Origin of the sequence: Nonomuraea sp. NPDC050310 (genome assembly GCF_040655795.1) — a bacterium.
Lineage (GTDB): Bacteria > Actinomycetota > Actinomycetes > Streptosporangiales > Streptosporangiaceae > Nonomuraea.
In genome coordinates, this window is record NZ_JBFAKP010000015.1 from 1 (window position 1) to 16,651 (window position 16,651).

Below are 16,651 nucleotides of genomic sequence, written 5' to 3' on the forward strand. Positions count from 1 at the left end.
GCGTCCGCCCGGCCGGTGGGCCGGACGGACGCCGCCGGGCGGCCGGGAAGCGGCGCGTGGTCAGGCGGCGCCGGCGTGGGTGAGGACGCGTTTGCGGCTGGCGTACACGTCGTCGATGAGCCCGTAGGAGCGGGCCTGCTCGGCGGTGAAGATCCGGTCGCGGGAGATGTCCGCACGGATCAGCGCCGGGGCCACCCCGGTGTGCCGCGACAGCAGCTCCTCCTGCTGGTCGCGCATGCGCAGGATCTCCCGGGCGGCCAGCTCCATGTCGCTGCCCTGCCCGCGGGCCCCTTCCGTGCGCGGCTCGTGCAGGAGCACCCGGGCGTGCGGCAGCGCGGCCCGCTTGCCGGGCGTGCCCGCCGCCAGGAGCACGGCGGCGGCCGAGGCGGCCTGGCCGATGCAGACGGTGTTCACCTCCGGCCGGATGAACTGCATCGTGTCGTAGATGGCGGTCATCGCGGTGAACTCGCCGCCGGGCGAGTTGATGTACAGGTGCACGTCCGCGTCGGGGTCGATCGACTCCAGCGTGAGCAACTGCGCCATCACGTCGTTGGCGGAGGTCTCGTCGATCGGCGTGCCGAGGAAGATCACCCGGTCCTCGAACAGCTTGGTGTACGGCGTGCTCTCCTTGACGCCGTAGGAGGTGCGCTCGGTGAAGGAGGGCAGCACGTAGCGTCCGCTCATGCCGGCGTCACCCCGCTCGTGATGTCCTTGGCGTTGCGCACCACGTGGTCGACGAAGCCGTACTCCTTGGCCTCCTGCGCGGTGAACCAGCGGTCGCGGTCGGAGTCCTCCTGGATGCGGGCCAGCGGCTGGCCGGTGTGCTCGGCGATCAGCTCGGCCATCAGGCGCTTGGTGTAGAGCAGGCTCTCGGCCTGGATCTGGATGTCGCTGGCGGTGCCGCGGATGCCGCCGAGCGGCTGGTGCATGACGATCCGGGCGTGCGGCAGCGCGTAGCGCTTGCCCGGGGTGCCGGCCGACAGCAGGAACTGCCCCATCGAGGCGGCGAATCCCATCGCGACGGTGGCGACGTCGCACGGGATGAACTGCATCATGTCGAACAGCGCCATCCCGGCGTGCACCGCGCCGCCGGGTGAATTGATGTAAAGGGTGATATCCCGATCGGGGTCGGCTGCGGCCAGCAATAGCAACTCGCCGCACAGCTTGTTGCAAATGTCGTCGTCGACCTCTTGGCCGAGCACGACGATGCGCTCCTTCAGCAGCCGCTGGGCCAGCGTCTCCGACCAGGCGGACGGGGTCTCAGGCATTCTCGCGTCCTTTCTTCGCACTATTGCGACCATAACCCCGGCCATTTGAAAATCCAGATTCTTTCGCTGTGCGCGCATTTCTCCAAAGGCATAATCCGCTCTGAGTGAATTTCGCTCGACATATCATGGTGCCCGTGAGATGGAGCATGCTGGCCCGGCGGTGGATCTGCCTGGTCTTCGGCGGGGCGCTGCTGATGCCGTACATGATGGCCGGGGAGATCGTCACGGTCCTGTACGGCATCGGGCAGCCGGGCAGCCCGCTGTTCGCCGTCCAGCCGCTGATCTTCCTGGCCGCGTTGCCCGTGGTCTGGGCCAGCGGCCTGGTGCTGCCGGTGCGGACCCTCGCCGCGCCGGCCGCGCAGGCCCTGCTTGAGGTCGACGTACGCCGGAGCGGCCCGCAGAGCCGGGCCGACCGCTGGCGCACCGCCGCCTGGTTCGTGCTGCACCTGGGCGTCGGCGGCGTGGTGAGCGGCTGCACGCTGGCCCTGCTGCCGCTGGTGGTGTGGACGTTCGTGGTGCCCTTCACCGGCGACCCGTGGGACCTGGCGGGCATGGCGCTGGAGCCGGGCTGGCACCTGGCGTGGCTGCCGCTGGCCGGTCTGGCGGCGCTGGCGGTTCTGGCCGGGGTGGTGATGGCCGGGGGCGCGGTGCTGGTGCGCGGGGCGCGGGCGCTGCTCGGGCCGTCGGCGGCCGACCGGCTGCGGGAGGCGGAGGAGCAGGCCAGGGCGCTGGCCGAGCGCAACCGCCTGGCCGCCGAGCTGCACGACTCGGTGGGGCACGCGCTGAGCGTGGTGACCCTGCAGGCCGCGGCGGCCGGGCGGGTGCTGGAGCGTGATCCGGCGACCGCGCGCACGGCGTTGTCGGCGATCGAGGAGACGGCGCGGACCGCGCTGGCCGACCTGGACGAGGTGCTCGGCATCCTGCGGGCCGACTCGCGCGGGCGGGCGGCCCAGCCGGCCGGGTCGCCGGGGCACGGGCCGCAGCCGTCGCTGGCCGACCTCGACCGGCTGGTGCGCGGCACGGGCGCGCCGGTGACGGCCGAGGTGGGCGATCTGTCGCAGGTGCCGGCGGTGCAGTCGCGGGAGGCCTACCGGATCGTGCAGGAGTCGCTGACCAACGCGATCAAGCACGGCTCCGGAGGCCCGGTACGGCTGGCCGCCGTCGTGCGCGACGGGGTGCTCGACCTGCAGGTGCACAACGACGCCGGCGAGCACGGCCGGGCGCGGAACGGCGCCGGGGGACGGGGACTGGAGGGGATGCGGGAGCGGGTGGCGCTGCTGCGCGGCGAGCTGAGCGCCGGGCCGGTGGAGGGCGGGTGGCGGGTGCACGCCCGGCTGCCACTACGGTCTACGCCATGACGCTCACAGTCGTGCTCGCCGACGACGAGGACCTGATCCGCGCCGGCCTGCGGATCATCATCGACGCCGAGCCCGACCTGCGGGTCGTCGGCGAGGCGGCCGACGGCGCGCAGGTGCTGCCGATCGTGCGCCGCGAACGGCCCGACGTGGTGCTCATGGACGTGCGGATGCCCGGCCTGGACGGCATCCAGGCCACCGCCCGGCTGGCCGCGATGGACGAGCCGCCCAAGGTGCTGGTGGTGACCACCTTCGAGAACGACGACTACGTCTACGACGCGTTGCGGGCGGGGGCCGACGGGTTCCTGCTCAAGCGGACCCGGCCGGACGACCTGCTGCAGGCGATCCGGCTGGTGGCGGCGGGCGAGTCGTTGCTGTTCCCGGCCGCCATCCGGCGGCTGGCGGCCGGCCGTACCCGATCGGCCACACCTCTGGAGCGGCTGACCGAGCGGGAGGGGGAGGTGCTGCGGCTGATGACGCGCGGGCTGTCCAACGGGGAGATCGCCGCCGAGCTGGTGGTGGGGCCCGAGACGGTCAAGACGCACGTCGGCAACGTCCTGGCCAAGCTCGGCGCCCGCGACCGCACCCAGGCGGTCATCGCCGCCTACGAGTCGGGCTTCGTCAGCCCGGGATAGACACCTCAGCGGGCCGCGTCGGCGCGGCTGATGATCTCGGAGCCGGGCAGGACGGTCGCCCGGGCCGCCGACAGGCCGGTGGCGGCCAGGAAGCGGTCGACGAGGTCCAGGCCCACCGCGTACCCGGCCATGTCCGGGATGCCCCGCGCCTGGCCGCCGAAGCGCACCGCGGCCGAGTCGCCGAGCACGTACCCGGGCGTGTGCCGCATCCCCTGCAGCCCGATGTCGGCCATGATCAGCTCCCGCGCCCGGTCGAACTCGGCGCCGGTCACCATCCCCGACCACGGCCCCATCGCCGCCTCCCCCGACAGCTCCCGGACGAACGCCTCGGCCAGCCCCTCGGCGACCACGTGCTCCCCCACGGTCACCGTCACCGGGTTCCACTCGACGTTGCGGTAGCGCACCTGGTGGTGGAACTCGTGCACCGCGCAGTGCGCGATCCGCCCGATGTTGTCCTCGGTCGGCCAGGCCAGCAGGTACAGCCACCCGGGCGCCCCGCCCATGCCGTAGTAGCCGCCGGTGGTGCGCATCAGGTACTCGTCGTCCGGGTTGCCGAGGACGAACATGACCTGCAGGTCGTCGGGGGCGACGAGGTCCGGGACCTCGCGCCGCAGGTGGGCGAGTGCGGCGTGGAGCCGTTCCTCGATCTGCTCCAGGAGCCCGGCGGCGGCCAGGTCGCGGACCGCCTCGGCGTAGCGCGGGTCGTCGGCGTCGACGCGGAGGCCGCCGCCCTGCTGGACCAGCTCGACCGGGTCGCCCGGGGGGAGCGCGCCGGCCATCGGGGCGAGCATCTCGCGCAGCAGGCCGGGCCGTTCCTCCAGCGGGCGCTCCAGGAGGGCGGCCATCGTGGTGAGGGTGTCGTGCACATGTAGCTTCATGACGCCGACGGTAGAACCTGCCGTTACGTGAGGCTCAAGCCGATAAATCCGTCCCGCGGCGTCAGATCGGTTCGCCTTCGCCGTCCCCGCCGTCGGTCGGCCCCGGCGACTGCGGTCCGGTACGGCTCTGCGACGGGCTGGGCGTGGGCTCCGGCTGGGGCTGCGGGCTCTCCGGCGTGGGCGGCGGCGTCGGCTCGAACATGGTCGGCGGCAGCGGCCGGCGCGGCGGCGCGCTCTCCTGGTCGTTGCGCAGGAGCAGCAGCCCGACCAGCACCCCGAGCAGCAGCATGACGATGAGCACCGCCAGCGCGATCAGCACCCGGCGCCGCGTCTCGGTGGGCGGCCTGCGGCCGGGCGGCGGGCCGGGGGCGGCGGGTGCGCGGTCGGTCAGCCAGTAGGGCACGTAGTCAGGGCCGTGGGCCTCGCCGAGCAGCATCCCGCCGACCATGACCGGCTCCAGGAAGCGCTCGGCCCCCGGCCGCCCCGGCACGTACGGCGTGGCCACCCAGGGCGCGGCCCCGAGGTCGGACTCCACGACCGGAGGGAGCCCTGTCGCCGCTCCCCCAGGTGCCCCAGGCGCCGCTCCCCCGGCCGGGACCCGCTCGCGTACCGCGCTCACGAAGCGGTCACGCGCCGCCCCGTCGAGCGCCGCCCCGCGCGTCAACAGCGCGATCGACACGACCCGCCCGTCCGGCCCCTGCCCCAGGTAGACGAACCCGGCGGGCGCGGTGTGCAGGCGCGCCTGGATCCAGTACGGGCCCAGCCGCGGCGGGTCACCGTACTGCAGGGGAAACGCCCCTTTGATGGTCACAGCAGCAATCTTCCCCACGAAGCGTGGATCAGTGCATTTTCCGGGGAAGATTGGTGGAATGAGCGTCGCCGAAGATCTGACCGTCGCCGACATCCGCCACGCCCTCGACGAGGTCAAGCGGGTCATCGTCGGCCAGGAGCACATGGTGGAGCGGCTCGCGGTGGCGCTGCTGGCCCGGGGGCACTGCCTGCTGGAGGGCGTGCCCGGCGTGGCCAAGACGCTGGCCGCCTCGACCCTGGCGACGGTGGTCGGCGGCACCTTCGCCCGCATCCAGTTCACCCCCGACCTGGTGCCGAGCGACATCGTCGGCACCCGCGTCTACCACCCCTCCAGCGAGCAGTTCGACGTCGAGCTGGGGCCGGTCTTCGTCAACTTCCTGCTCGCCGACGAGATCAACCGGGCCCCGGCCAAGGTGCAGTCGGCGCTGCTGGAGGTGATGGCCGAGCGGCAGGTGACGCTCGCCGGGGTCACCCACCCGCTGCCGAAGCCGTTCATCGTGCTGGCCACCCAGAACCCGATCGAGTCCGAGGGCGTCTACCCGCTGCCCGAGGTGCAGCGCGACCGCTTCCTGTTCCGGGTGCGGGTACCGCATCCCAGCGCGCACGAGGAACTGGAGATCCTGCAGCGGATGAGCGTCAGCCCGCCGGTACCCGAGCGGGTGCTCGACCCCGAACGACTGCTGGCGCTGCAGCAGCAGGCCGAGCAGGTCTCGGTGCACCAGCTCGTGGCCGACTACGTGGTGCGGCTGGTGATGGCCACCCGCGTCCCCGGCGACTACGGCATGGCCGAGCTGGCCGACACCATCGAGATCGGCGTCAGCCCGCGCGCCACCCTCGGCCTGGTCTCGGCCGGGCGGGCGCTGGCGTTGCTGCGCGGGCGCGACTACCTGCTGCCCGACGACGTGCGCGACGTGGCCGTGGACGTGATGGGGCACCGGCTCATGCTGACCTTCGACGCCCTGGCCGACGGCGTCGATCCCGACCAGGTGGTGCGGCAGATCCTGCATGCCGTACCACCGCCGCTCGTGGTCTGGAACCAGCAGCGATGAGCAACCGGGCCGAGGTGGCGCTGCGGCGGCTGGAGCTGACCATCACCCGGCGGCTGGACGGCCTGATGCACGGCCAGCACCAGGGCCTGCTGCCCGGCCCGGGCAGCGAGGCGGGCGACAGCCGGCTGTACGTGCCGGGCGAGGACGACGTGCGGCGGATGGACTGGGCGGTCACCGCGCGCACGACCGTGCCGCACGTGCGTGACCTGGTCGCCGACCGCGAGCTGGAGACGTGGGCGCTGGCCGACCTGTCGGCCAGCATGGACTTCGGCACCGCCGAGACCGACAAGCGCGACCTGGTGGTCTCGGCCATCGGCGCGATCGGCTTCCTGGCCAGCCGGATCGGCGACCGGTTCGGGGTCCTCGTGCTGCACGACGAGTACATCCACCGCATGCCGGCCCGGACCGGCCGGCCCGCGCTCTACGGGCTGCTGCACTCGCTGCTGGAGGCGCCGCGCGGGCGGGCCGTACCGGATGCCCCCGACCTGGCCGAGGGCCTGGACGTGCTGGCGGCCACCCGCCCGCGGCGGGGGCTGCGCGTGGTGGTCAGCGACTTCCTGGACGCCGAGCCCTCCCTCGACCCGGACCTGGAGCGGCCCTGGGAGCGGCCGATGCGCCGGCTGGCCGCCCGGCACCAGGTGCTGGCGGTGGAGGTGATCGACCCGCGCGAGCTGGAGCTGCCCGACGTGGGGCGGGTCGCGTTCAGGGACGCCGAGAGCGGGAAAGTACGCGAAGTGCACCTTTCTCCCAAAGTACGGCAGGCATACGCGGAAGCCGCGGCCCTCCAGCGGGAGGGCACCCGGCGGGCGCTGCGCCGGGCCGGGGCGGCGCACCTCGTGCTGCGCACCGACCGGGACTGGGTGCACGACATCGCCCAGTTCACCCTGAGGCAACGCCGGATGGCGCACGTGCGCGCCCGGCCGGGAGGCCGCCCATGACCTTCCTGGCGCCCGGCTGGCTGTGGCTGTTCGCCCTCGTGGCCCTGGTGCTGGCCGGCTACGTTGCCTCGATGTGGCTGCGCCGCCGCTACACCGTGCGCTTCACCAACCTGGCGCTGCTGTCGCTGGTCATGCCCCGCACGCCCGGCTGGCGGCGGCACGTGGCGCCGGCGCTGTTCCTGGTGATGATGAGCCTGCTCGTGGTCGGCGCGGCGCGTCCGGCCGACCAGGTGCGCGTCCCGCGCGACCGCGCGACGATCATCGTGGCCCTGGACGTGTCGCTGTCCATGGAGGCCGACGACGTCACGCCCAACCGCATCACCGCCGCCAAGCGCGCCGCCCAGCAGTTCGCGCTCGACCTGCCCGACCGCTTCAACGTCGGCCTGGTCTCCTTCGCGCGCTCGGCCAACGTGGTGGTCTCCCCCACCACCGACCATCAGGCCGTGGCCACCGCCATCGGCAACCTGACCACCCGGCCCGGCACCGCGATCGGCGAGGCGGTCTTCAACTCCCTCGACTCCATCCGCTCCTTCGACCAGCGCGCCGCCACCGACCCGCCGCCGGCCGCGATCGTGCTGCTGTCGGACGGCGACAACACCTCGGGCCGGGCGGTCAACGAGGCCATCGACGCCGCCACCCAGTCGCGCGTGCCGGTCTCGACCATCGCCTACGGCACGCAGGAGGGCACCGTCGCGATCGAGGGCCGCCCGGTGAACGTCCCGGTGAACAAGGCCACCCTGCAGTCGCTGTCGGACGGCACCTCCGGCCGGGCCTACAGCGCCGAGTCCGACACCCAGCTCCGCGAGGTCTACGAGCAGATCGGCACCTCGCTCGGCTACAAGCTGGTCAACCAGGAGATCAGCCAGTGGTTCATCGTGGCCGCGATCCTGGCCGGGGTGCTGGTGGCGGGTGCGGCGGTCTTGCTGGGCTCGCGCATCCCGTAACGTTTTCCCACGTGACACCTAATTCCGGGGCCCACTATTTCGAGGAGCGGCCGGCCGCGGCGAGCAGGCCGGGATCGGTCGATCTCGTGCTGCCCGACCTGCACCTGAGGCTCGAGACCGACCGGGGCGTCTTCTCCCCCGAACGCATCGACCTGGGCACCCGGATCCTGCTGGAGAGCGTGCCGCGGCCACCGCAGGAGGGCGACCTGCTCGACCTCGGCTGCGGCTACGGCCCGATCGCGCTGACGATGGCCTCGCGGGCGCCGGAGGCGACCGTCTGGGCGGTCGACGTGAACCGCAGGAGCCTGGAGCTCACCGAGCGCAACGCGCGAGCCGCCCGCCTTTACAAAGTAAGATCGACGCATGTCGACGACGTCCCGGACGAGGTGCGCTTCCGCGCCATCTGGTCCAACCCGGCGATCAGGATCGGCAAGGCGGCGCTGCACGAGATGCTCACCCGCTGGCTGTCCCGCCTGACCGACGACGGCGCCGCCTACCTGGTCGTCCAGAAACACCTCGGCTCCGACTCCCTGCAGCGCTGGCTGGCCGAGCAGGGCTGGCAGGCCAGCCGCCACACCTCCCGAGCCGCCTACCGCATCCTCAAGGTGATCCGATGAGAAAGCAGCTTCGCCCGACCGACGTCAAGCGCCTCAACCGCACCTGGCGCCGCGCCACCGGCAACCGCCTGGCGATGATCGTCGAATCGGTCACCGGGCCGTTCAACGTCGGCGCCATCTTCCGCAGCGCCGCCGCCTTCGGCGTCGACCGCATCTGGCTGGCCGGCAACACCACCCCGCCGACCAACCCCAAGGCGGGCAAGACCGCGCTCGGCACCGACCGCCTGGTCGCCTGGAAGGACGGGCTCACCGCGGCGCAGGCCGTACAGGAAGCCAAGGACGACGGCTACACCGTGCTGGCGGTGGAGCTGACCTCCGACGCCAAGCCGCTGTTCAAGGCCGACCTGGCCCGCGACGTCTGCCTCGTGGTCGGCAGCGAGGACCACGGCTGCTCCCCCGCCCTGCTGGAGGCGGCCGACGGCGAGATCTACATCCCCCAGGTCGGCCGCGTGGGCTCCTTCAACGTCTCGGTCGCCGCCGCCATCGCCCTGGCCGAGGCCCGCCGCCAGGAATGGCAGGATCTCGCCGACCTGTAACCCAAAATTCGCCGTACGAGAGGCATACTCACGTCGTGCTCAGCCGTCGCTTCGCCTTCCTCGACCACAGCGGACCCCTCGCCTTCGCCCACCGCGGCGGCGCGCTGGAGGGAGCCGAGAACACCGTCGCGGCCTTCGAACGGGCGGTCTCCCTGGGCTACACCTACCTGGAGACCGACGCGCACGCCACCGCCGACGGGGTGCTGCTGGCCTTCCACGACCACACCCTCGACCGGGTCACCGACCGGCGCGGCCGCATCGCCGACCTGCCCTGGTCGGCGGTACGGCAGGCGCGCATCGGCGACGGCCACGAGATCCCCCTGATGGAAGACCTCATCGGCAGCTTCCCCGACGCGCGCTTCAACATCGACGTCAAGGAGGCCGGCGCGATCCTGCCCCTGGCCCAGGCCGTGCGCAGGACCAACGCCTACGAGCGCGTCTGCCTGACCTCCTTCTCCGACGAGCGCCTGGCCAAGGCCCGCGCCGCGATGGGCCGCGAGGTCTGCTCCACCCTCGGCCCGCGCGGCGTCGCCACCCTGCGCGCCGCCGCGGCGACCTCCGGCTACGGCCGGCTGTTCGCCCGGCTGCACCGGGCGGGCATCCCCTGCGCGCAGATCCCGATGGGCTTTCGCGGCCTGCGGGTCACCACCCGCGCCCTCGTCCGCACCGCGCACGCCCTCGGCATGCAGGTGCACGTGTGGACGATCAACGACCAAGCCCGGATGGAGCACCTGCTCGACCTGGGCGTGGATGGCATCATGACCGACAACCTCACCGGCCTGCGCAGCGTGCTCGACCGGCGCGGCCTGTGGCCCCAAGACGGGAAAGCCGCATGACCTCCTCACCCCCCAAGGTCTTCGACGACTCCCCCGCTGCCCGCCGACGCGAGCAACGTGGCTGGTACTTCTACGACTGGGCCAACTCGGCCTTCCCCACCACCGTCCTGACCGTCTTCCTCGGCCCCTACCTCACCGAGATCGCCACCGGCGTGGCCTGCGCCAAGGACTTCGCCGGGCAGGCCTGCTCGGTCGACACCTTCGACGAGCTGGCCGCCGACAACCCCGGCCTCGGCTACGTGGACGTGCTCTGGATGGACATGCGGCCTGGCGCGTTCTACCCGTTCGTGGTCGGCATCGCCGCCGTGATCCAGGTGCTGCTCATGCTGATGGCCGGCGCGCTGGCCGACCACACCGGGCGCAAGAAGCAGCTCATGGGCTTCTTCGCCTACCTCGGCGCCGCCGCCACGCTCGGCATGTGGTTCGTCGCCGACGGCCGCTACCTGCTCGGCGGCTTCCTCTACATCCTGGCCAGCGTCTCCTTCGCCTGCGCCTTCGTCATCTACAACTCCTTCCTGCCGGAGATCTCCACCCCCGACGAGCGCGACAAGGTCTCCGCGCGCGGATGGGGCTTCGGCTACCTGGGCGGCTTCCTGCTCCTGGCCATCAACCTGGCGATCTTCCTCGGGCACGAGTCGCTCGGCATCTCCAAGGGCGACGCGGTCCGGCTCGCGCTGGCCTCGGCGGGCGTGTGGTGGGGCGGCTTCACGATCATCCCGCTGCTGCGGCTGCGCAACCGGCACGCCCGCCCGCGCGGCTCCGAGACCGCCGGGCAGGCCGTCGCCGGCAGCTTCCGCCAGCTCGCGCGCACCATCCGCGAGCTGCGGTACTACCCGCTGACGCTGGGGTTCCTGGTCGCCTACCTGATCTACAACGACGGCGTGCAGACCGTCATCTCCTTCTCGGCCACCTACGCCAGCAAGGAACTCGGGCTCGGCCAGACGGTCCAGATCAGCGCCATCCTCATGGTGCAGCTCGTGGCCTTCTTCGGCGCCCTGCTGCTGGGCCGGCTGGCCCGCACCTACGGCGCCAAGCAGGTCGTGCTGTTCGCGCTGGTGGCCTGGACGATCGTGGTCGCGGTCGCCTACTTCCTGCCGCGCGGCTCGGCGACCGCCTTCTTCGCCATGGGCTTCGCCATCGCCATCGTGATGGGCGGCACCCAGGCGCTGTCGCGCTCGCTGTTCTCCTACGTCATCCCGCGCGGCAAGGAGGCGGAGTACTACAGCCTCTACGAGATCAGCGACAAGGGCTCGACGCTGCTGGGCTCGTGGACGGTGGCGCTGGCGGTCAACCTGACCAACAGCTACCGCATCGCCATCCTGTCGCTGGTGTTCTTCTTCATCATCGGCGGACTGATGCTGTGGCGGATCAACCTGCCCAGGGCGATCCGCGCGGCGGGCAACGAGGTCCCCGAACGGATCTGACCGGCCGGGTACGATCGTCTGGCTTCCCCCAGCGTCCGCGTTCAGGGGGAAGCCGTGCCGTCGTCCTGGCCCGCCGTCCTGGCGGCCACCGTGCTGGCGGCCACCGTGCTGGCGGCCACCGTGCTGGCGGCCGGGTGCGCCGCCTCGCCCTCCGACCGACGGCCGGCCGTTCCTGACGCCCCGCCGGACGCCGGAGCCCGCCCGGCCGATGCCGCCCGGCCCGTCGCCCGCCCGGCCGATGGTGCCCGGCCTGGGACGAACCGCTCGGTAAGCGAGCCGGAGCGGCCGGTGCGCGTGCCGTACTCGGCCTCGGGCCGCTACCGCGTCGCGCCCGGCCAGGACGCGCCGCCGGCCGGCGGCGGGACGGTGACCCGCTACCTGGTGGAGGTCGAGCGCGGTCTGCCGTTCACCGCCGCCGCCTTCGCCGAGCAGGTGCACCGCACGCTGAACGACCCGCGCGGCTGGGGCCGCTTCCGGCGCGTGGACCACGGCCCGGTACGGCTGCGCGTCGCGCTGACCAGCCCCGCGCTGACCGACCGGCTGTGCCTGCCGCTGCGCACCGGCGGCGAGCTGTCCTGCTGGCGCGACGGCCGCTCGGTCATCAACGCGCTGCGCTGGGCCCGGGGCGTGCCGCACTACAGCAGCCTGCCGGCCTACCGGCAGTACGTGATCAGCCACGAGGTCGGGCACGGTCTCGGACACGGCCACCGTTCCTGCCCCGGCCGCGGCCGGCGCGCGCCGGTGATGCTCCAGCAGACCAAGTCCCTGTACGGCTGCCGCCCCAACCCGTGGCCGCACCCGGGCTAGGACGCCGGGCAAAGGAGGTCTAAAACATATCGCGATATATCAACCGAACCGGGAACACTGATGGTGGACTCGGCGGTTGAGCAGATAGATCGTGGAACATCCGGGCTGTGGGGGCGAGATGGCTGGTGGCTTGAAGCGGGCGGCGAAGGTGATCGCGGGCGGAGCGGCGCTGGCGGCGGCGGGCTGGGCGCTGCGGCGCATCCCCGCCGAGCTGGGCGTGCGGCCCCTGGAGTCGGGGCCCGACCGGGCGACGCGGATCCAGCGCTCGCCGCAGTTCAAGGACGGGGCCTTCCACAACCCGATGCCGGAGCCGACCACCGTCGGCGTCCCGTCGCCCGGCCTGCTGCGCGAGCTGGCCCGCGACCGTGACACGCGGCGGCCCTCCGGCATGGTGCCCGTCCTGGTGCCCTCGCTGCCCGAACCGGCGCCCGACGGGCTGTCGGTGGTCTGGTACGGCCACGCCTCCACGCTGGTGGAGATCGAGGGCCGCCGGGTGCTGTTCGACCCGGTGTGGAGCAGGCGCGTCTCCTTCTCCCAGCTCGCCGGGCCGAGGCGGCACCACGCGCTGCCGGTCGAGCTGGCCGCGCTGCCCAAGGTGGACGCGATCGTCATCTCGCACGACCACTACGACCACCTGGACATGGCCACCGTCATGTCCCTCACCCGCACGCAGAGCGCGCCCTTCCTGGTGCCGCTCGGCATCGGCGCGCACCTGGAGCGCTGGGGCGTGCCGCTGTACCGGATCATCGAGCTGGACTGGGAGGAGGAGGCGCAGGTCGCCGGGCTGCGCTTCGTCTCGACCGCCGCGCGGCACTTCTCCGGACGCTCGCTGCGGCGCAACGACACGCTGTGGGGGTCGTGGGTGGTCGCCGGGCAGCGGCGGCGGGTCTTCTACGCCGGTGACTCCGGCTACTTCTCCGGCTACAAGGGCATCGGCTCGGCGCACGGGCCGTTCGACCTGACGCTGATGCCGATCGGCGCCTACAGCCCCGCCTGGCCGGACATCCACATGAACCCGGAGGAGGCGGTCAACGCCCACCTCGACCTGGGCGGCGAGCTGCTGCTGCCGGTGCACTGGGCGACCTTCACCCTCGCCCTGCACCCGTGGGCCGAGCCGGTGGAGCGGCTGTGGCGCGAGGCGGCCGGACGCGACGTGCCGATCGTGGTGCCGCGGCCCGGCGAGGGCGTGGTGGTGGATTCGGCGCCGACGGTCGACTTCTGGTGGCGCAAGCTGTCCTGACCGGTCGACGCTTGGTGGGGCAAGCCGTCCCCGAGGGCAGCTTGCGCCCGGCGGGTCAGCGGACGCGGCCGCGGGGCTTGAGGCGGATGGTGGGCATCGGCGGCGCCGGCAACGGATCGCCGTCGAAGCCGGCCACCTCGCCGAAGCCGCTCCCCTCGCTCCACTCCTTGCGGAAGGCGAGGATCTCCTCGTGGCTGCGGCCCACGAAGTTCCACCACATGACCAGCTCCTCCGCGAACGGCTCCCCGCCGATCAGAAGGACCCGCCCGTGCCCGTCGAGCCGCACCCGGTCCCGGCCCGGGCCGAGGTAGTCCAGCGTGGTCATGTCCCCGCTCAGCCACAGCACGCCGTGCTCGAAGCCCGGATCCAGCGGCACCTCCAGCTCGCCGTCCACGGTCAGCTCGGCGCACACCAGCGGCGTGTAGGTGGTCGCCGGCGAACGCAGCCCGGCCAGCGAGCCCATGATCACCCGGATGCCGTCCCGTTCAGGCAGCTCGGCGTGGTGCTCGAAGTGCGGGGCGACGTGCCGGTGCTCCTCCGGCAGGGCCACCCACAGTTGCACGCCGTGCAGGGTGGTCCGCGGCGACTCCTCCGAGTGCGAGATGCCGCGCCCGGCGGTCATCAGGTTGAGCCGGCCCGGCCGTACCGTCCGCAGGCTGCCCACGCTGTCGCGGTGCAGCACCTCCCCCTCCACCAGCCAGGTCACCGTCTGCAGCCCGGTGTGCGGGTGCGGCGGCACCCGCATCGTGGCGACCTCGGGCCCGTAGGTGTCGAGGAAGCACCACGCGCCGATCATGCGGCGGCCCCGGCCGGGCAGGATGCGGGTGACGTTCATGGCGCGGGGGCCGCCCAGCGCCACCTGGTGGCCGGACAGCCGCTCCACGGGCCAGCCGGGCTCGGCCTCGGCAGCGCAGCGCAGCTCCTGCGGATTCGGGTCCACGTTGCTCACGCCCCGAGCCTAAGGCCCGCGCCGCCGCCGGCCCTCAGCGGAGGGTGTAGTAGAAAGCCGAGCCGGCGTCGGCCTTGGGCACCTCGGCCAGGACCCGCACCTTGGCGCCGGTGAAGCCGATCACCACGATCTGCGAGCTGCCGTCGTCATCCTGCATCCAGCACGACAGATGCGCCTCGTCGAACCACCACGAGTCGCCCGTGCACGCCGACTCGAAGCGCCGCGTCTCCTGGCCGCTCGCGGTGTCGTACACGCAGTGGTCGCCGTTGAGGAGCCCTGGGCAGGTGGTCTGGAACTGCCGGCCGGACGGGGAGAACAGCAGGCCCGCCGGGGCCGAGCCGACGTTCGGCACGCGGCGCACCCGCCGGCCGGAGGTGTCGAAGAAGCGCAGCGCCTGCTGCGGCGAGCGGCCCATGACCACGACGCCGCGGTCCTGGTCGTCGAAACCGAAGGCGACGTCGCGCAGCGAGCTCTCCCGCAGGGTGACCACGTTCACCCTGCCGGTGCTCACCTCGACGATGGCGAAGCCCGTCGACTGGTAGCCCTCGCCGGCCTCCTTGCCGACGTTCAGCAGGACGCGGGTGCTGTCGCGCGACCACTGCTCGACGTAGGCCAGCAGCGGGTACTTCACCGTCTCCACCACGCGGGTGGCGCCGGTGGCCTTGTCGGTGAGCTCGACGCTGTCGCGGCCGGAGTCGGTGTAGCGCTTGGGCCTGGCCACCTCGTGCTTGCCGTCCGGGGACAGGAGGGTCTGCCAGTAGCCGGTCTTGGGGGCGAAGGCGCCGGTCAGGGACTGGCGGGGGTAGAAGGTGGGGGACTTGGTGGCGGGGTCGACGACCGTGTAGGCGGTCAGGATCGACGGGTCGGAGGGGTGCTCGAACAGGGTCACGCCTGTGCCGGGCAGCTTCACCTGGGACAGGCCCGCCGTGGCGACCGGCTGCGCGGGCTGGGTCGCGCCGGGGCTTTGACCGGCAGTCTGGCCGGGGGTCTGCCCGGCGGTCTGGCCTTCGGCCGTCTGGCCGGGGCCGGGGCTGGCCGTCTGGCGGGTCACGGGGTCTTTGGCGGTCATCACCACGATCACCGTCACCAGGGTCACCACCACCGCCAGCGCCGCCGCCGCCCCGGCCACCACCGGCCCCCGCCGCCCGCCCACCCGCTGGTACGGCGGAGCCGGACTGGGGTGCGGCGAGCTCGGGTGAGGGGGGCCGGGGTGTGGGGAGCCCGAGCCGAAGGAGCCCGGCCGGATCGGGCCCGACTGAGGGAGGCCCGGCTGCGGGTGCCCGCTCCAGGTCGGTGGCGGGGGAACCGGCCCGCCGGGGTGGTGCCACGCCTGCTGCGCCGGCACGAACGGCCGGCCGCCATGGAGACCGGGATCGGACTGCGGCGCCGTACCGGGTGACGGGTGAGCGGCGGACTGCGGGTGAGTGAGCGGTGAACCGGGTGGCGGCGGGTGGTCGGGAGTGGCGGCGGAGGCGGCTTCGTGGAGGGGGACCGGCTGGCCGACGAGGGCCATGATGGCCTGCTCGGCGGTCGGCCGGCGGGACGGGTCCTTGGACAGGCAGGCCGCGACCAGGTCACGCAACGGCCCGTCCAGGCCGGCCAGGTCGGGAGGCGCCTGCAGTACCTGGTGGATCACGGCCGGGACCGACTCCCCACCGAAGGGCGGCCGGCCACGGGCGGCGTAGACCATGGTGGCACCCCAGGCGAACAGGTCCGCCGCCGGCGACACCGGGTGCCCCGTGATCTGCTCGGGTGAGACGTACCACGGCGTCCCGACCGGCGCGGAGGTGATCGAGGTCATGTCCAGCGCCCGCGCGATCCCGAAGTCGATCACCCGCGGCCCTTCGGCGGCCAGCAGCACGTTGGCCGGGCTGAAGTCGCGGTGCACGATCCCCGCCTGGTGGATGGCGGCCAGCGCGGTCACGGTCCCGATGGCCAGCCGGTGCAGCGCCACCCCCGAGCGCGGCCCCTCCTCGGCCACCACCTGGTGCAGGGTCGAGCCGTCCACGAACTCGCTGACGATGTACGGCCGCCCGTCCTGGACGCCGGTGGCCAGGCAGCGCGCGGTGCAGAAGGGCGCCACCCGCTGCGCGAGCGAGGCCTCGCGCACGAAGCGCTCGGCGGCCACCCGGTCCCCCGCCAGGTGCGGCCGCAGCCACTTGATCGCGACGAACCGGCCGTGCTCGCCGTCGCCCAGGTAGACCACCCCCTGCCCGCCCTCGCCGAGGCGGCCGCGCAGTTCGTGCCCGCCGAGGTGGGTGGGGTCTTCCGGCCTGAGGGGCGTGAAGGACGGCATGCCTGGATTATGCCTGCCGGCCTTGCACCCGGCTTGCCGCCGCGGCCAGCCGGCCGAGCGGCCTGTCGG

General features: G+C 72.9%; 17 protein-coding genes. 11 read left to right on the plus strand and 6 right to left on the minus strand.

The annotated features are described in order from the left end of the window. Positions 1 to 60: 60 nt before the first annotated feature. Both AB0I67_RS28900 and AB0I67_RS28905 read right to left on the minus strand, forming a co-directional pair. Complete coding sequence (locus AB0I67_RS28900; RefSeq protein ID WP_357929482.1) at positions 61 to 684, minus strand: ATP-dependent Clp protease proteolytic subunit; 624 nt, start codon at positions 682 to 684, stop codon at positions 61 to 63. Beyond that, on the minus strand, positions 681 to 1,268 hold the full coding sequence (locus tag AB0I67_RS28905; RefSeq protein WP_357929485.1) for an ATP-dependent Clp protease proteolytic subunit: 588 nt from the start codon (positions 1,266 to 1,268) through the stop codon (positions 681 to 683). The genes AB0I67_RS28900 and AB0I67_RS28905 overlap by 4 nt, the downstream gene beginning before the upstream one ends. 134 nt (positions 1,269 to 1,402) lie before the next feature. Between AB0I67_RS28905 and AB0I67_RS28910 the strand changes: the two genes are divergently transcribed. Beyond that, the gene (locus AB0I67_RS28910) at positions 1,403 to 2,626 is read left to right on the plus strand and encodes a histidine kinase (RefSeq protein WP_357929488.1); all 1,224 of its coding nucleotides are present in this window, start codon (positions 1,403 to 1,405) and stop codon (positions 2,624 to 2,626) included. Then, on the plus strand, positions 2,623 to 3,258 hold the full coding sequence (locus AB0I67_RS28915; RefSeq protein ID WP_357929491.1) for a response regulator transcription factor: 636 nt from the start codon (positions 2,623 to 2,625) through the stop codon (positions 3,256 to 3,258). The genes AB0I67_RS28910 and AB0I67_RS28915 overlap by 4 nt, the downstream gene beginning before the upstream one ends. A 5-nt stretch (positions 3,259 to 3,263) precedes the next feature. Here the strand turns inward: AB0I67_RS28915 and AB0I67_RS28920 are convergent, their stop codons facing one another. Both AB0I67_RS28920 and AB0I67_RS28925 read right to left on the minus strand, forming a co-directional pair. Next, positions 3,264 to 4,136, minus strand: coding sequence for a DUF2268 domain-containing putative Zn-dependent protease (locus AB0I67_RS28920; RefSeq protein ID WP_357929494.1), 873 nt, complete (start codon positions 4,134 to 4,136; stop codon positions 3,264 to 3,266). Between the two features lie 61 nt (positions 4,137 to 4,197). Then, complete coding sequence (locus AB0I67_RS28925; RefSeq protein WP_357929496.1) at positions 4,198 to 4,947, minus strand: hypothetical protein; 750 nt, start codon at positions 4,945 to 4,947, stop codon at positions 4,198 to 4,200. A 58-nt stretch (positions 4,948 to 5,005) separates the two neighbouring features. Between AB0I67_RS28925 and AB0I67_RS28930 the strand changes: the two genes are divergently transcribed. From AB0I67_RS28930 to AB0I67_RS28970, 9 genes are all read left to right on the plus strand, one after another. Beyond that, positions 5,006 to 5,995, plus strand: a complete 990-nt coding sequence (locus tag AB0I67_RS28930) for an AAA family ATPase (protein ID WP_357929499.1) — start codon at positions 5,006 to 5,008, stop codon at positions 5,993 to 5,995. Next, positions 5,992 to 6,933: a DUF58 domain-containing protein gene (locus tag AB0I67_RS28935; RefSeq protein WP_357929502.1), complete on the plus strand. Its 942-nt coding sequence runs from the start codon at positions 5,992 to 5,994 to the stop codon at positions 6,931 to 6,933. The genes AB0I67_RS28930 and AB0I67_RS28935 overlap by 4 nt, the downstream gene beginning before the upstream one ends. Then, on the plus strand, positions 6,930 to 7,877 hold the full coding sequence (locus AB0I67_RS28940; RefSeq protein WP_357929505.1) for a VWA domain-containing protein: 948 nt from the start codon (positions 6,930 to 6,932) through the stop codon (positions 7,875 to 7,877). The genes AB0I67_RS28935 and AB0I67_RS28940 overlap by 4 nt, the downstream gene beginning before the upstream one ends. A gap of 11 nt (positions 7,878 to 7,888) precedes the next feature. Continuing rightward, entirely contained in the window at positions 7,889 to 8,494 is a 606-nt protein-coding gene (locus AB0I67_RS28945) for a methyltransferase (RefSeq protein WP_357929508.1), read from the plus strand. Then, the gene (locus AB0I67_RS28950; RefSeq protein WP_357929511.1) at positions 8,491 to 9,030 is read left to right on the plus strand and encodes a TrmH family RNA methyltransferase; all 540 of its coding nucleotides are present in this window, start codon (positions 8,491 to 8,493) and stop codon (positions 9,028 to 9,030) included. The genes AB0I67_RS28945 and AB0I67_RS28950 overlap by 4 nt, the downstream gene beginning before the upstream one ends. A gap of 35 nt (positions 9,031 to 9,065) precedes the next feature. Continuing rightward, positions 9,066 to 9,866, plus strand: a complete 801-nt coding sequence (locus tag AB0I67_RS28955) for a glycerophosphodiester phosphodiesterase (RefSeq protein WP_357929514.1) — start codon at positions 9,066 to 9,068, stop codon at positions 9,864 to 9,866. Continuing rightward, entirely contained in the window at positions 9,863 to 11,290 is a 1,428-nt protein-coding gene (locus AB0I67_RS28960; RefSeq protein WP_357929516.1) for an MFS transporter, read from the plus strand. The genes AB0I67_RS28955 and AB0I67_RS28960 overlap by 4 nt, the downstream gene beginning before the upstream one ends. Positions 11,291 to 11,344: 54 nt before the next feature. Beyond that, entirely contained in the window at positions 11,345 to 12,097 is a 753-nt protein-coding gene (locus AB0I67_RS28965; RefSeq protein ID WP_357929518.1) for a DUF3152 domain-containing protein, read from the plus strand. Between the two features lie 118 nt (positions 12,098 to 12,215). After that, on the plus strand, positions 12,216 to 13,337 hold the full coding sequence (locus AB0I67_RS28970) for an MBL fold metallo-hydrolase (protein WP_357929521.1): 1,122 nt from the start codon (positions 12,216 to 12,218) through the stop codon (positions 13,335 to 13,337). A 55-nt stretch (positions 13,338 to 13,392) separates the two neighbouring features. On the opposite strand, the gene AB0I67_RS28975 is transcribed toward AB0I67_RS28970, so the two are convergent. Beyond that, positions 13,393 to 14,286 carry a pirin family protein gene (locus tag AB0I67_RS28975; RefSeq protein ID WP_357929523.1) on the minus strand — a complete coding sequence of 298 codons (894 nt, stop codon included), beginning with the start codon at positions 14,284 to 14,286 and terminating at the stop codon, positions 13,393 to 13,395. Positions 14,287 to 14,320: 34 nt separating this feature from the next. Further along, positions 14,321 to 16,582, minus strand: a complete 2,262-nt coding sequence (locus AB0I67_RS28980; RefSeq protein WP_357929526.1) for a serine/threonine-protein kinase — start codon at positions 16,580 to 16,582, stop codon at positions 14,321 to 14,323. Between the last annotated feature and the right edge of the window lie 69 nt (positions 16,583 to 16,651).

What these genes read in the sequence shown, in the direction of transcription:
- AB0I67_RS28900 (WP_357929482.1), bottom strand. Translation starts at nt 684, where the DNA reads ATGAGCGGACGCTACGTGCTGCCCTCCTTCACCGAGCGCACCTCCTAC.
- AB0I67_RS28905 (WP_357929485.1), bottom strand. Translation starts at nt 1,268, where the DNA reads ATGCCTGAGACCCCGTCCGCCTGGTCGGAGACGCTGGCCCAGCGGCTG.
- AB0I67_RS28915 (WP_357929491.1), top strand. Translation starts at nt 2,623, where the DNA reads ATGACGCTCACAGTCGTGCTCGCCGACGACGAGGACCTGATCCGCGCC.
- AB0I67_RS28920 (WP_357929494.1), bottom strand. Translation starts at nt 4,136, where the DNA reads ATGAAGCTACATGTGCACGACACCCTCACCACGATGGCCGCCCTCCTG.
- AB0I67_RS28930 (WP_357929499.1), top strand. Translation starts at nt 5,006, where the DNA reads ATGAGCGTCGCCGAAGATCTGACCGTCGCCGACATCCGCCACGCCCTC.
- AB0I67_RS28935 (WP_357929502.1), top strand. Translation starts at nt 5,992, where the DNA reads ATGAGCAACCGGGCCGAGGTGGCGCTGCGGCGGCTGGAGCTGACCATC.
- AB0I67_RS28940 (WP_357929505.1), top strand. Translation starts at nt 6,930, where the DNA reads ATGACCTTCCTGGCGCCCGGCTGGCTGTGGCTGTTCGCCCTCGTGGCC.
- AB0I67_RS28950 (WP_357929511.1), top strand. Translation starts at nt 8,491, where the DNA reads ATGAGAAAGCAGCTTCGCCCGACCGACGTCAAGCGCCTCAACCGCACC.
- AB0I67_RS28960 (WP_357929516.1), top strand. Translation starts at nt 9,863, where the DNA reads ATGACCTCCTCACCCCCCAAGGTCTTCGACGACTCCCCCGCTGCCCGC.
- AB0I67_RS28970 (WP_357929521.1), top strand. Translation starts at nt 12,216, where the DNA reads ATGGCTGGTGGCTTGAAGCGGGCGGCGAAGGTGATCGCGGGCGGAGCG.
- AB0I67_RS28980 (WP_357929526.1), bottom strand. Translation starts at nt 16,582, where the DNA reads ATGCCGTCCTTCACGCCCCTCAGGCCGGAAGACCCCACCCACCTCGGC.